This window comes from Microbacterium sp. UNCCL10, assembly GCF_000746195.1.
In the GTDB taxonomy this organism is placed as follows: domain Bacteria; phylum Actinomycetota; class Actinomycetes; order Actinomycetales; family Microbacteriaceae; genus Microbacterium; species Microbacterium saccharophilum.
This window is the reverse complement of sequence record NZ_JQKT01000007.1, coordinates 826886-839946: the sequence shown is the minus strand read 5'-3', so window position 1 is coordinate 839946 and position 13061 is coordinate 826886. Positions and strand designations below refer to the sequence as shown.

Sequence of the window (13061 nt, the reverse complement as noted above, 5' to 3'; positions counted from 1 at the left end):
CCCCCGGAGGGCTCCCCCTCGAGACAAGAAGACGAATCATGTCGACCGCGGAAACGGCCGAGTTCACGGCATTCGGCCCCTGGGTCGACGACGTCACCGATGCGGCGGGCGTCCCCCGTCTCTACCGCGTTTTCCCGCTGGACTTCGCGAAGGCGGAACTGGTGCTGAAAGTGCCGCGGAACATCGCACGACGCGACGCCCATCCCGGCATGGACCTCTACGACGCGCTCCTGATCGTCGACGCGGAGGCGACCACGGTCCTCTCCCGGCAGGACGACACCTACACGACGCGTACGGTGCCGCATGCGGCACTCGTGGCGATCGTGGACTCCGTCCTCCTGCTCGACGGGCGTCTCGTCCTCCACGTCGACGAGGGCGAGCCGCTCGAGATCACCTACAACGGCTCGTCACAGGGCGTGATGAGCCGGCTGGCCACCGTGCTGCGGCGCCTCTCCCCGACGGAGCGCGACGGGTCGTCCGTCCTCGCCTCCGCCGGCCACCCCACCGGCGAGATCGGTGCGCTGGACGGCGAGCGGGACTACGCCCTCCTGGGCGCCTGGCGGGAGCTGGCCGGGCGGGAGCCCGCCGTGACGCTGGCAGGCGCCCACGGCTCCCGGCTTCTGCCGCCGGCGGGCGGTCTGGTGGCACGCCTCGTGGACCGGCTGCGACCGAGCATGCTGACGGCCGCGGTCGTGGGGACATCCCCGGACGGATGCCACGTCCTGCACCGCAGAAGGCATGTCGACACCGGGAAGACGACCGACCTCTCCCTCGTCCACACGTTCCTGTTCCCCCGTCCGACGGCGCGCATCGAGCACCGCGCCCACCCGCGCTTCGCCGACCTGCGCATCATCGAGATCGTCGACGGCGACGCCAGGATCGAATTCGTCGTGCCCGACGGCTCCACGACCGAGGCCACCCTGATCCGCGCCCGTTAGGTGCCCCTCGGCGCACGAAAAAACCCCCGGAGACCGGGGGTTTTCGTGTTGGTGACCCCAGCGGGATTCGAACCCGCGTTACCGCCGTGAGAGAGCGTTTTTGAGTCAAATCTGCAGGTTGACGCGGCCGAGAATCATTGTTTTTATGCGGTTCTATGCACCAAGTTATCGACACGTGTCGGTTTCAAATGTGGGCAAAATGTGGGCAAAGGCCAAGTTACCGCCCCATCCCGATTACCTCTGCGATGTCACATGACGATCCAGGGGACGACTCTTGCGTCATAGGCCGATTGATGGCCCGCCGGGACTGGAGGGTCCACTGTGTGGCCGGCTGGGGTCGTACGGTCCGGCACCGGGGAAGTACCGGTCGACGGTTGGTGCTCGCCGGGGCTCCTGGATTCGGACCTCCGGCGCAAGGCCGATATCGCGCGCGCGACTCATGAAGCGCGTCGCAGTGCTCTGACTGATCTTCAGAGTGTCGGAGACGAGCTTGAGCGGAGGGTAGCTGAGAGCGGTCGCGACGCGGTAGATCGCGATCGCGTCGAGGATGGAGTCTCTTTGCTCGCGTCCTTCCCGAGCGAGTTGGCGAGCGAGGAACACTCGGGCACCGATGGGCTGGCTCTCGCCGACATCCACTGTGACCACATCGAGTGCTGAATTCGTCATGATCCAGTGCGTGCGGACTTCACGCAGCACCTGGCTCGTGATGTCGACGCCTCCCCCCTCGCGCTCGAGGGCGGCGAATGCGACAGCGGAGCGACCGAGTGCTGCATCCCACTCCACGCGTACCGTGATCGTGCCAGGGACATCCTTTTCGCCCGATACGCGTGCGTGCCACGATCGCGGCACGCTCACTCCGCTCCCGAGATCGATCCGCTCGTCACCGATGTCGTACGTCTGCAGCTCCGCCATGGAACCCACTATTCCACTCCGCCGGAGAATTCGCGAAGATGACTGTCGATCTTGGCTCACATCTGTGGTACTTTGCGTCGAAGGGAGACTGACGCTGTTGGCTCAAACGTGAGGAAGGCCATGAATCGCTCATCGGATTGTCTGGCTCTGACGATGAAGGATGCCGCGAAGCTCGTCGGCGTCGACTACCGCACGATCAAGTTGGGCATGGAGAACGGGACTATTCCGTCGGTCCAACTGGGGCTGCGGCGAATGATCCCGCGCGCCGCACTCCTGCGCGTGTTCGGCGTCGACGCCTGATCACGAGTTGCTCCTGACGTTTCTGGATCACGGACCAGGAGAGGGCCCTCAGAGCGACAGCCCGCCGCGCGAGGCAGAAGAGTTCGGCGTAACCCCTGGTGTCGACGCCTCGAGTGATCGCGCGCGTGCCGCTCGCCGCAGCTCGGCGTCTGCCGCGCGCATCGCGTCCTGGATCGTCAGCTCGGTCGTGCCGCGCATCATCGTCGCGCCGATGTTGCCGATCGCATCCTGGTCGGTCCGGGCGATCGTGACGGCCACGTTCTGGTGCCGCCCGCGCGTCAGGCCGACGTAGAGGCCGGCCGCGTCGACATCCGGCCCCACCACTGCGGCATCCGTCGTCTCGCCTTGAATGCCATGCACCGTCGACGCGTACGCAAGTTGCAGGTGATCGAGCGCGTATTCGCGGCTCACCCGGCGAATCTCACCACTGTCACCGACCGAGGCGAGGTCAATGCTTGCATCCCAAATGTTGCGCACCACCCATTGCGCACGATTCTCAACCCCGGTGCGCGGATCATTGCGGCGGGTCTGCACGATGTCGCCAACCAGGATGTGCTGCTCCCCCATCCCCAGCGCCAGCGTCGTGGGATCCAGCTCACCGTCATTGAGCCGTCGTTGCTGGATGGCGTCGTTGATCGCGTCCGCCTCATCATTGGTACCGGCGACCAGCGCAACGCGCTTGCTGCGGGCGTGCCAATCGAAGTAGGCCGCGACCATTGCGTCGCGTGCTTCCTCCGCGCTGGCCACCCGCTGCACGTGCCCGTGTTCGAGCAACTCCCCCGCGACTTGGAGTGCGTCGTCGCGGTCGCGGGGGTTGCGGACGCGCAGCGTGAGCGCGGCGTACTCGGGATCGCTGAACCGGTGCACGGTGTCGAGTTCGACGGATGCTGTCGCGTAGCGCACCGCGGATGCCATCGCTCCTGCATGCCCGACCGGGAGTGCCTGGTTCGGGTCTCCCACCATCGCCACGCCGACACCGTGCTCGAGGGCGAGATCGACAAGCGCGGCCGCAGTCTGCAGGTCGACCATGCCGGCCTCGTCCACCACGATCCGATCGCCCCTCCGGAGGACGAATCTGGCTGGCCCGTCGTAGACAACCCCCGTCGTCGGGTCCGCCTCGCCGCGGGACAGACGCGCCCAGACTTGGGCTCCGGCGGAGTCAGTGTGCCAGCGGTAGCCGTGGTCGGCGAGCAGCGCGTGCAGGCTCGAGGCCGCGGCACCGACTTCGCGCGATGCGACCGATGCCGCCTTCCGGGTCGGCGCGACCACCAGCATCCGTCGCCGCTGTCCTGCCAGTCCCGCGTATGCGACGCGCAACATCGTGGTCTTGCCCGCGCCAGCCGGCCCGGTGACCGCCACCAGCCCACCCCTCCCCGCGATCGCGCCCGCTGCTGCGAGCTGCGAGGCATCCAGGGTGTCGATGTCCTCGATGGATGCTGCGGCACGACCTAGCTCGGTCGGCAGGAGTGAGCGGCCGGGTGAGGCGAGAGCATCGAGGCGCCCTGAGAGACGGATCTTCAGGCGCATCGTCTCGGTCGCCATGTACGCCTTCACATGACCGGGAATGTCCGCGCCCCCAGCGAGGCGCACGGACTTGCGATGCGCTCGTTCGGAGATCTCGTCGATCGTCGCGGTCAACGTGTCGCGCGGCGCGATCACGCCGCTGCGCGAGAGGGCGCGAATGGCGCCGGCACGAAGATCGAACGAGCTGAACCGGCCGCCAGAACGGGTCGACCGCGCGTCGGCGTCTACGACCGCAGCATCCGACAGCAGATCTAGGTCCAGCGCGTCCGTCGGCGTCGCGGTGTGCGCGATCGGAGACCGATCGCGGGTGAGTGCTGGATCGATAACCTCCAGCTCGTCGCGGACCGTTGCCTCCCAGGACTGCTCGTCCAGGTGGGCCGGCTTGTTCGGGCGCGACATCGCCCACGCTCGACGGTCAATCTGCGTCAGAACCCGGATGCTGGGGCGCGCACCGTCGTGCTCGGCGGTCCATACCGCAACCAGCCTCGCTCGGTTCCGCTCGATTTGCGCTGACCGACGCGAGAAGGGCCGTACCGCTCCGGCGAGCTGCGCCACCTCTCCGTCGTCATCGAGAGTGAATCCGTGGCGCGCGAGGGCGGCCATCCACTGCGGGTCAGTGCGGGCAGCGAGATCGCCTTCGGCATTGATCACCGTGTGCAGCTTCATCGCGACGCGTGAGTCGACGTTCGACCACTTGCCGTCCTCACCGAGGACCTTGATGTTCAACCACATATGACGGTGAGCGTGCGGGTCCAGCGCCCGTGAGCGACGATGCTGCAGCTCGACGACCTCGATGCGGGTGATGTCCTCTCGGATCAGCCCACCGTGACCACGGCGCGCGTTCAGCTCGCGCTGCCAGGTCAGCAGGATTTGATCCCGCAGCCGGTCCTGCAGCGCCTCAAACTCGGTCGCGAGTTCCGGATGCAGCAACGCAGCGATGCTGTACGACTTCGGGTGATTGAGCGTGCCGTCCAGCAAGAGGTCGGCGTCAGCGCTCAGCCGTTGCCGGCCGCGCTCCTCACCACTGACAGGGTCGTGGCCCGTGATCCACACACGAAGCCCGCCGGCAGTGAGTTCGTCGGCGGAGATGCGGCCGTGGTCGACGACGAAACGCGCAACAGTCGAGTCCGATGCCAGACCATACGCTTCGAGCGCATCACCACCGGACGCGTGCTGGAGATGAGCGTCACAGGTCCCCTCGAGCGCGTACGCAATCGCGTGTCGTACCCCTCGGGACTCAACCCCACGCTTCCACCGCTCAAGGCCACCTCGCATGCAGTCAGAGTAGGGCTGGTTTTTACGTTTGGCCAGGACTTTTTACGCCTTGAAGGTAGCTGTGGCGGGATGCGCCTAAATGGTACCGATCAGGCGCCCCACCGCGATGGGTGCCTGCGTGCATTGCTGTTCATCGGTGTTCCGGACTTGGACCGTTTCGGCTCCGACCCTGTCGGTGGCAGCCGCCGGGTTGTGCGTTGTGTTGCGCTGCTCGATCGAGGCCGCATGGCGACCAGGGCGATCTCTTGAGGCGAAGTTTCGATTCGCGTGTCGCCGACGCTCGAGTCTCCCCGCGGTCTCGAATGGCGCTGAACGACTATGGGCTTGCTCGCCACGACCCGCAGACAGAACGAGGGTCCTATTGCGTCGAACGCTCCAACTGCACCCCGGCTGACCCGTCGGACGGGACCGTGCTCAGGTGCGTTCTTCGAGCGCCCGCACGACCTGTCGAAATTCGTCTGGGGTGATCTCGCCGCGCGCAAGGCGTTCCTCGGCGATCTGACGCGCTGGGTTCGGCGCCGACGGAACCTGTCCCCCACGCGGAGACGAACCTGAAGCTGCGGTGCGGACGATCAAGATGATGACTGCCGCCAAGATGAGCAGCAACATCACGCCGCCGAATCACATCCAGCCCCACCCGAAGCCGTTTCCGTACATCATGAGCTGACCGCCCTTCTATCCGCCTGCCTGGCCGATCCGTGACTCCAGCTTGCGCTGAAGCTTGAGCGTCCCTATAGGTCGAACGTCCCGCGGTGCAAAGCACGGCATACTTCTCATGAACCTTCCCGGGGACATTGATGATTGCCAAGTCGACGGCTCCGAAACCGCGTGTCGTGGGTGATCGACGTAAAGACATGCGAGGCGCGTGTGCGGCCTCTTCGCGATGGATGCTACTCTGGGCATTAATCACCAGATGCATCTCGAAGGACTGGGTGCACGCTAGCGTATTAGTCAGCGTTCGATGTATAGTCATCGAGTGCTGACTATTACTTCCCGTCTAGATGTGATGAACCGACTCGGCCGCGCGATGGCGGACCCGACCCGCTCCCGGATCTTGATGTCCCTGCTCGAGGGACCTTCCTACCCGGCTGTGCTCTCCCGCTCGCTCGAGCTCTCGCGCTCGAATGTGTCGAACCACCTCACCTGTCTGCGAGATTGCGGCATCGTCGTTGCCGAGCCCGAAGGGCGGCAAACCCGCTACGAGATCGCTGACCCGCATCTTGCGGCCGCGCTCACGGCGCTGGTCGATGTGACGCTTGCCGTCGACGAGAACGCACCGTGTCTCGACGCAGCGTGCATGGTGCCCGGCTGCTGCGGAACGGAGGCGCAGGCATGAACTCCTCGCTGACAACTGCGCGTCGTACCACGCTGCACCGGCGGGTCCGGTTCATCGTCGGTTTCACGATCACGTACAACGTGATCGAAGCCATCGTCGCGGTCTGGGCTGGCGTGCTCGCATCGTCTGCCGCGCTGATTGGGTTCGGTCTGGACTCCGTCGTTGAGGTGCTCTCGGCCGCCGCGATCGCGTGGCAGTTCACCCGCAAGGATCCCGAGCGGTGGGAGAAGGTCACCGTCAAGGTGATCGCCATCGCGTTCTTCGCTCTCGCCGCATACGTCACCGTGGACGCTGTCCTGAGCCTGATCCAGGCGGAGGGTCCGGACCATAGCCCGTTTGGCCTGGGTATCACCGCTTTGAGCCTGCTCATCATGCCCCTGCTTGCCTGGTTCGAGGTCCGCACGGGACGTGAGCTGGACTCCAAGAGTGTGATGGCGGATGCTAAGCAGCTCATCCTGTGCGTCTACCTCTCCGGAGCAGTGTTCGTCGGCCTCATCCTCAACAGCCTGTTCGGCTGGTGGTGGGCCGACTCCGTCGCAGCGCTCGTCGTCGCGGTACTCGCGATCCGCGAGGGGCTGGAAGCATGGCGCGGCGACGTGGAATCCCCGTTCGAGGTCCTTGAGGACCTGGAAGATGACGATGAAGACGCAGAGGAGAAGATCCGATGACGCAGGGCCCATTCCGGGACGTCCCGATCGCATGCACGCTCCCGACCATCGCGGAAGCCAAGGCGCAGGTGGAGAAGTGGCAAGCGTTCGACGCGGACTATGTGCTCTCCTCAGAACGCACCGACTCCGAGCTTGTCGTCCACTACGCCAAGGTCGATGACTCGATCAGCCGGCTGCGGGAACTCGTCGAGGTCGAGCAGCGTTGCTGCGCGTTCGTGCAGTGGAACATTGACGAAAACGACAGTGACCTGCGTCTGATCGCGCGAGGCTCCGAGGAGCAACTCGCGGCGCTCAACGTGCCGACTCCACAGTACTGACCGCATGCCGCAGGTGCATCAATGATGCATCTAATGCAATACTGGCGGGGTGAGTTCTGGACATGGCGGCGCGACCGCGCTTCGGCTGCTTGGGAACGTGCGCCCACTGGACGAGAAGCAGTTCGTCTATGACGCCATGCTCGCGGGATGGAGCGATCAGCAGGTCAGTCGAGGCCTTGTGGCCTCGACGATCCAAGGCAGGATTCTCACGATTCGCCGGTTCGAGGCTTTCACGGGGCGATACCCGTGGGAGTGGTCAGTCGGCGACGTCGAGGACTACACGACGCACGCGAAGTCGGGAGCTCGTCCTGCGGCACGGTCGACCATCCGTGCGTATCAGATGATCATTCGGCTCTTCTGCGAATACCTCTGCGACGGGCGCTACGAATGGGCGGCCGAGTGCGAACGCCGGTTCGGCCAGGCACCGCAGCAGATATGCCATGAGTGGAACACCACCGCACACCTCGTCGACTACGAAGGGCGGGCGCAGCGCCGGGCGCTCACCTATGACGAACTCGAGCAGTTCTTCGCCGCTGCAGACGCGCGGGTTGAGTCCATTCTCGACCAGGGGCGGAAGGGCGCGCTGGCTGCACTTCGGGACGCGCAGATATTCAAGACGATCTACGCCTATGGTCTGCGCCGTGCTGAGGCGGTCGGTCTCGACGTCGCGGATATGCGCCCCAATGGCGCGGCTCCGCGCTTCGGTCGGTTCGGTGCCGTTGAGGTTCGCTGGGGTAAGGGCTCGCGTGGCTCCGGGCCGCGCCGACGTTCGGTGCTGACCGTGCCCGAGCTGGGGTGGGTCACCCAAGGTCTCGCACAGTGGGTGGATCACGCACGTTCTCGCTTCACGGACGGGACCGGCATGCTCTGGCCGACCGAACGCGGCAGTCGGGTCAGTCTTCGCTACATCGACATGAGGTTCGCAGCCCTCCGTGATCAGCTGGGTCTCCCTCCGGAGCTCAGCGTGCACGCGCTGCGCCATACCTACGTCACCAACCTGATCGAGTGGGGCTACTCGGAGAAGTTTGTCCAGGATCAGGTCGGCCACGCGTATGCGTCCACCACCGCGATCTACACCTCGCTCGGCGACGACTATAGGGCCCGCATGGTGACCCGAGCTCTCGCCCGAATCTATGGAGGAAACGATGCCGACAATCGCTGACCACAGCCCGATCACCTGGCAGTTGCGGCAGGTCATGGCCGTCGCGGGGATGTTCCATACGACCGACCTCATCGACCCGCTCCGGGAGCAGGGTGTGCACCTGTCCCGCGAGCAGATCTATCGCCTCGTGACGAAGACGCCCGAAAGGCTCAACATCGAGGTACTCGCCGCGCTTTGCCGCATCCTCGATTGCACACCCAACGACCTCATCGAGGTGGCCCCTGTGGCTGCAGCGCGCGCACCTCGCGCCGTCGGCGAAGCCCGCAGCAACGGACCTTCTATCGGTGCCCTCCGCCCGATCCCCGCGAAACTGCACCGTCCCACGGAGTGAGCGAGAGCGCGAGCCCTGGATGGAAGCGACGTTGCGACTCGTGCGGTCGCGACGTCGAGGCCAGGTACGAGATTCTCGAGCAGCGCATCTGCAACGCCTGCTATTCCCGTCTGCGTCGAAACGCTGCACCCTGCCCGGCGTGCGCCCAGATGAAGGTCCTGGCATTCCGGTCACACGACGGCGAGATCGTGTGCGCTGCGTGCACGGGTGTACCGTCACGGTTCGGATGTGCCAGGTGCGGGAGTGAGGAACACCTGACCGGCTCGCACTGTGGACGCTGCCGTCTTGAGGATCGTCTCGATGACGTCCTGGCAGATTCGAATGGCCGTATGCACCCGGCGCTTGCCCCGCTCCGCGACCACCTGCTCAGCGCCAGGGACCCGCGTTCGGCGGTCCGGTGGCTCCGCCGCGAACCCATCGACCGCACCCTCCGAGCCATGGCTCACGGTGAGAAGCCCATCAGCCACGAGGCAATCAACGAGCTCCCGCAATCGACGCGCGTCCGGTACTTCCGGCGAATGCTGATCGCTGCCGGCACCCTGCCCACCATCGATGTCCGACTCAACGACCTCGAGATCCGGAGCCGGGCATTCATCGACACCCTGCCCGCCGAACAGGCCATCATCGTCACCAGATTCTTCAAATGGGAGACGTTGCGGAAACTGCGCAGGCGGTCACTTGACCGGCCAATCAGCGTCGGAATGGCCAACGTCCACAGCTCCGAACTCCACAAGATCGCAGCCTTCCTCGCCTGGCTCGACGAGCACGACCTCGACCTCCCCACGCTCGAGCAAGTGACGGTCGACCGCTACCTCGCCCACCACGATCCCAACGTCACCATCGGGAGATTCCTCAACTGGGCAGCCCGACACCGAATCACCACACGCATCGACGTGCCCCGGTCCCCGTCCACCGTCTCGCCAGCCACCCTCGATGAAGAAGCCATCTGGGAGAAAGTCGACATCCTCCTCCAAGACAAATCCACCCCGATGTCGAGCCGGATCATCGGGCTGTTTCTTCTTGTGTTCGCCCAGCCGATCAGAGACTCCGTTCGGCTGAGACGCGAAGACGTCCAATTCACCGAAGGGCACGTCAAGGTTCAGTTCGGGACGACCCCAGTCATTCTGCCGCCTCCGATCGCCGACCTCCTCACGGAGCACCTCGACATGACACGCGACCAGCGACCATACGTCGGAGCGTCGCCCGGCTGGCTCTTCGAAGGCGTGATGCCGGAGCAACACTTGAGCGAAGCCAGCGTCCGATTCAACCTGAACAAGCACGGACTCCACGCTCGGATCATCAAACGCGCCAGACTCGATCACCTCGTACAGGTGCTCCCGGCGAGCATCGTCGCGGACATCACCGGAGTCACCGTCAATACAGCCATACGCCACTCAGCGAACACCGGAGCCGGCTGGGGAGCGTATCCCGAGCTGGGAGGCATGAGAGGGATCTCGACACGAACGAGTAATGCTGATTGCCAGTAACGAAAACAGCGTTTCAGGCACCATCCGGACACGAGCTCCCAGCCAGCCTGACGGTGGACGGTTCCTCGGTCTCGGCGATAGCTCACGGGTGTCCGTATCGGTGGGGATCGGCGTCGAAAGCCTTGGCGCATCCGATTGAGCAGAAGTAGAACGTGGTGCCGCCGTGCTCTCGGGTTGTGGCGGCTGTGGCGGGGTCGATCAGCATTCCGCAGACCGGGTCAGTGACTAATACTGTGTTGTCGGTCGTGTCGTCGGTGTGGTGTGTCATGGGATTCTCCTCGGGTTGGGGTCAGGCAGGGGACCGTCAGGATGCTGCGGGAGCGGGAGCGGGAGGTGAGGGCAGGCGCAGCCTCTTGAGCAGGAGCGCGTTGACGGCGACGATGACGCTGGAGCCGGACATGGAGATGGCGGCGATCTCCGGGCTGAGCATGATCCCCAGCGAGGAGACGAACACGCCGGCGGCGATCGGGAGGGCAACGGCGTTGTAGCCGATGGCCCAGCCGAGGTTCTGTCGCATCTTGCGAACGGTGCCTTTTCCGATCCGCAGCGCGATCGCGACGTCGAGCGGGTCGGAGCGCATCAGAACGACATCAGCAGTCTCGATGGCCACATCGGTTCCTGCGCCGATGGCGATGCCCAGGTCTGCTTGAGCGAGGGCGGGGGCGTCGTTCACGCCGTCGCCGACCATGGCAACCTTCTTGCCCGCGCATTGCAGCTCGGCGATCCGTGCGGACTTGTCCTCGGGGAGGACTTCGGCGATCACGGTGTCGATGCCCAACAGGGAAGCGATCCGCTTTGCCGTGGGTTCGTTGTCGCCGGTGAGCATGACGACCTCGATGCCAGCCTCGTGCAGGGCCGTGACCGCTGCGGCGGCGGTTTCTCGCGGCGCGTCCGCCAGCGCGATCACCCCCGCTGCCTCGCCGTCCACCGCGAATGCGATGGCGGTGCGGCCGGTGGAGGCCAGTCCGTGGAGGGCTGCCTCGATGGGGCTGATGTCGATGCCCTCGTCGGCCATCAAACGGGTGTTGCCCATCACCACGCGGTGGCCGTCGACGGTGGCGACCGCGCCGAGCCCGGTCACGTTCCGGAATGCGCTGGCGGTGCGTCGGGGGATGTTGCGGGCGTCGGCGTAGGCGACGACCGCCCTGGCGAGCGGATGCTCAGATTCGCGTTCCGCTGCGGCCGCGAGGGAGAGCAGTTCGATGTCGTTCATGCCGATCGGCAGGTAGTCCGTGACTTCGGGTTCGCCCTTGGTCAGAGTGCCGGTCTTGTCGAGGACGACCATATCGATATGGGCAGCGGATTCCAGGGCGCTGGCGTTCTTGAACAGCACGCCGCGTTTGGCGCCGAGTCCGGTGCCGACCATGATCGCAGTCGGTGTGGCCAGGCCGAGCGCGTCGGGGCAGGTGATCACCACGACGGTGATGGCGAACAGGATCGCCGTGGGCACCGGCGCGCCGGTGAGCCACCAGGCCAGGAAGGTGACCGTGCCGCCGATCAGGGCGACCAGGACCAGCCAGAACGCGGCACGGTCGGCGAGGCGTTGCCCGGGGGCCTTGGAGTTCTGCGCTTCCTGAACGAGGGCGACGATCTGCGCGAGGGCGGTGTCGGCGCCGACCTTGGTGGCCCGCACCCGGAGGGTCCCGGTGGTGTTGACGGTGGCCCCGATCACCTCGGAGCCGGGCGTCTTGAGGACCGGCAGGCTCTCTCCGGTCACCATCGATTCGTCGATCTCCGAGTCGCCTTCTTCGACGGTGCCGTCGGTCGGGATCTTCGCGCCGGGTCGCACCAGCATGAGATCGCCGGGGACGACGTCGGCGGTGGGCACCTCGACCTCTTCGCCGTCGCGGAGCACGACGGCGCGGGGAGGGGCGAGCTCGAGCAGGGTGCGAATCGCGTCGTTCGCCCCGCCGCGGGCGCGCATCTCCACCCAGTGGCCGAGCAGAACGAAGGCGGCAAGCACGGTGGCTGCCTCATAGAACACTTCACCGCCGCCGGTGAGGGTGACCGCCACGCTGTACAGCCAGCCGGTGCCGACACCGACCGCGACCAGCACCATCATGTCCAGGGTCCGGGCTCGGAGCGCGCGGAAAGCACCATCGAAGAAGATCCAGGCGGAGTAGAAGATCACCGGCAGCGAGAGGATCAGCGAGAAAACGTCATCGCGCAGCCCGAACGGTGCGGGAACGGTGAACCCCAGCACCTCCCGGCCGATCGGGGACCACAAGATGATCGGCACGGACAGCACGGCGGCCACGATGAAACGGTTGCGCATATCGCGGATCATCGACGCCATGGACATTCCCGCGTGGCTTCCGCCGTGCCCCATCACATCCTGCATGCTGCGGTCGGCCATCTCGTGGCCGCCGTGATCCGGAGCTTGGTGTGGGCCCTGGCTCGCGGGGGTCTCGCCGCCTACAGGTGCGGGGCTGGTCATGGCGGCGTGATCGTGAGCCGGGCTCGTCGGGCCCAGGGGCCGTGCATCCCCGGGCGGCGGCACGTGTGGTTCGGTCGGGGGCGGGCGGTGGTCGGTGTGCGCCGGCCGGGTGGGGTCGTCGGCGGGATCGCAGATGTGCTCGGGGACGGACTGCCCGGCGCAGTGGTAGCCGCACTCGATGATCCACTGCCGCAGCTGATCCTGTGAGGTCAGCTCCGGGTTGTAGGTCACGTTCGCGGTCTGGGAGACCGGGTTCGCCTCGACATCAGTGACACCCGCCTGCCGCAGCAGGGTGGCCTCGACCGTGGCCTTTGAGGACGCCCAGGACAACCCCTCGACTTCCAACACCACGGTTCGCGTCGTGTTGCTCATGA

General features: G+C 65.7%; 13 protein-coding genes. 8 read left to right on the top strand and 5 right to left on the bottom strand.

All coding sequences use genetic code 11. From position 1 onward, the window contains the following. Nucleotides 1-38 precede the first annotated feature (38 nt). Nucleotides 39-938 (top strand): hypothetical protein, encoded by a 900-nt coding sequence (locus BR85_RS04220; RefSeq protein WP_051526140.1) that lies wholly within the window; start codon nucleotides 39-41, stop codon nucleotides 936-938. Between the two features lie 279 nt (nucleotides 939-1217). Here the strand turns inward: BR85_RS04220 and BR85_RS04215 are convergent, their stop codons facing one another. Continuing rightward, nucleotides 1218-1850 carry a hypothetical protein gene (locus BR85_RS04215; RefSeq protein WP_206686736.1) on the bottom strand — a complete coding sequence of 211 codons (633 nt, stop codon included), beginning with the start codon at nucleotides 1848-1850 and terminating at the stop codon, nucleotides 1218-1220. A gap of 153 nt (nucleotides 1851-2003) precedes the next feature. On the opposite strand from BR85_RS04215, the gene BR85_RS15135 reads away from it, so the two are divergent. Next, entirely contained in the window at nucleotides 2004-2150 is a 147-nt protein-coding gene (locus BR85_RS15135) for a MerR family transcriptional regulator (RefSeq protein ID WP_081782657.1), read from the top strand. Between the two features lie 48 nt (nucleotides 2151-2198). Here BR85_RS15135 and BR85_RS04210 read toward each other — a convergent pair whose 3' ends face one another. Together BR85_RS04210 and BR85_RS15375 are read right to left on the bottom strand one after the other, a co-directional pair. Further along, nucleotides 2199-4949: an AAA family ATPase gene (locus BR85_RS04210; RefSeq protein WP_028495398.1), complete on the bottom strand. Its 2751-nt coding sequence runs from the start codon at nucleotides 4947-4949 to the stop codon at nucleotides 2199-2201. 414 nt (nucleotides 4950-5363) lie between these two features. After that, nucleotides 5364-5561, bottom strand: a complete 198-nt coding sequence (locus tag BR85_RS15375) for an SHOCT domain-containing protein (RefSeq protein ID WP_197018584.1) — start codon at nucleotides 5559-5561, stop codon at nucleotides 5364-5366. Nucleotides 5562-5925: 364 nt separating this feature from the next. On the opposite strand from BR85_RS15375, the gene cmtR reads away from it, so the two are divergent. The 6 genes from cmtR (at nucleotide 5926) to BR85_RS04180 (ending at nucleotide 10250) form a co-directional block, all read left to right on the top strand. Next, nucleotides 5926-6285, top strand: coding sequence for a Cd(II)/Pb(II)-sensing metalloregulatory transcriptional regulator CmtR (cmtR, locus tag BR85_RS04205; protein ID WP_028495397.1), 360 nt, complete (start codon nucleotides 5926-5928; stop codon nucleotides 6283-6285). Then, nucleotides 6282-6953 (top strand): cation efflux transmembrane domain-containing protein, encoded by a 672-nt coding sequence (locus BR85_RS04200; RefSeq protein ID WP_028495396.1) that lies wholly within the window; start codon nucleotides 6282-6284, stop codon nucleotides 6951-6953. Before cmtR ends, BR85_RS04200 begins: the two co-directional genes overlap by 4 nt. Continuing rightward, on the top strand, nucleotides 6950-7270 hold the full coding sequence (locus BR85_RS04195) for a hypothetical protein (RefSeq protein ID WP_028495395.1): 321 nt from the start codon (nucleotides 6950-6952) through the stop codon (nucleotides 7268-7270). The genes BR85_RS04200 and BR85_RS04195 overlap by 4 nt, the downstream gene beginning before the upstream one ends. 49 nt (nucleotides 7271-7319) lie before the next feature. Continuing rightward, nucleotides 7320-8432, top strand: a complete 1113-nt coding sequence (locus BR85_RS04190; RefSeq protein ID WP_028495394.1) for a tyrosine-type recombinase/integrase — start codon at nucleotides 7320-7322, stop codon at nucleotides 8430-8432. After that, nucleotides 8416-8763 (top strand): helix-turn-helix domain-containing protein, encoded by a 348-nt coding sequence (locus tag BR85_RS04185; protein ID WP_028495393.1) that lies wholly within the window; start codon nucleotides 8416-8418, stop codon nucleotides 8761-8763. The genes BR85_RS04190 and BR85_RS04185 overlap by 17 nt, the downstream gene beginning before the upstream one ends. A gap of 329 nt (nucleotides 8764-9092) precedes the next feature. Continuing rightward, nucleotides 9093-10250, top strand: a complete 1158-nt coding sequence (locus BR85_RS04180) for a hypothetical protein (RefSeq protein WP_028495392.1) — start codon at nucleotides 9093-9095, stop codon at nucleotides 10248-10250. An 82-nt stretch (nucleotides 10251-10332) separates the two neighbouring features. Here BR85_RS04180 and BR85_RS15130 read toward each other — a convergent pair whose 3' ends face one another. Both BR85_RS15130 and BR85_RS04175 read right to left on the bottom strand, forming a co-directional pair. Next, the gene (locus tag BR85_RS15130) at nucleotides 10333-10518 is read right to left on the bottom strand and encodes a YHS domain-containing protein (protein ID WP_081782656.1); all 186 of its coding nucleotides are present in this window, start codon (nucleotides 10516-10518) and stop codon (nucleotides 10333-10335) included. Nucleotides 10519-10554: 36 nt separating this feature from the next. Continuing rightward, nucleotides 10555-13059, bottom strand: a complete 2505-nt coding sequence (locus BR85_RS04175; protein WP_036272453.1) for a heavy metal translocating P-type ATPase — start codon at nucleotides 13057-13059, stop codon at nucleotides 10555-10557. Nucleotides 13060-13061 lie beyond the last annotated feature (2 nt).

Coding starts and splice junctions, on each gene's coding strand:
- BR85_RS04220 (WP_051526140.1), top strand. CDS start 39: ATGTCGACCGCGGAAACGGCCGAGTTCACGGCATTCGGCCCCTGGGTC.
- BR85_RS04215 (WP_206686736.1), bottom strand. CDS start 1,850: ATGGCGGAGCTGCAGACGTACGACATCGGTGACGAGCGGATCGATCTC.
- BR85_RS15135 (WP_081782657.1), top strand. CDS start 2,004: ATGAAGGATGCCGCGAAGCTCGTCGGCGTCGACTACCGCACGATCAAG.
- BR85_RS04210 (WP_028495398.1), bottom strand. CDS start 4,949: ATGCGAGGTGGCCTTGAGCGGTGGAAGCGTGGGGTTGAGTCCCGAGGG.
- BR85_RS04200 (WP_028495396.1), top strand. CDS start 6,282: ATGAACTCCTCGCTGACAACTGCGCGTCGTACCACGCTGCACCGGCGG.
- BR85_RS04195 (WP_028495395.1), top strand. CDS start 6,950: ATGACGCAGGGCCCATTCCGGGACGTCCCGATCGCATGCACGCTCCCG.
- BR85_RS04185 (WP_028495393.1), top strand. CDS start 8,416: ATGCCGACAATCGCTGACCACAGCCCGATCACCTGGCAGTTGCGGCAG.
- BR85_RS04180 (WP_028495392.1), top strand. CDS start 9,093: ATGCACCCGGCGCTTGCCCCGCTCCGCGACCACCTGCTCAGCGCCAGG.
- BR85_RS15130 (WP_081782656.1), bottom strand. CDS start 10,518: ATGACACACCACACCGACGACACGACCGACAACACAGTATTAGTCACT.
- BR85_RS04175 (WP_036272453.1), bottom strand. CDS start 13,059: ATGAGCAACACGACGCGAACCGTGGTGTTGGAAGTCGAGGGGTTGTCC.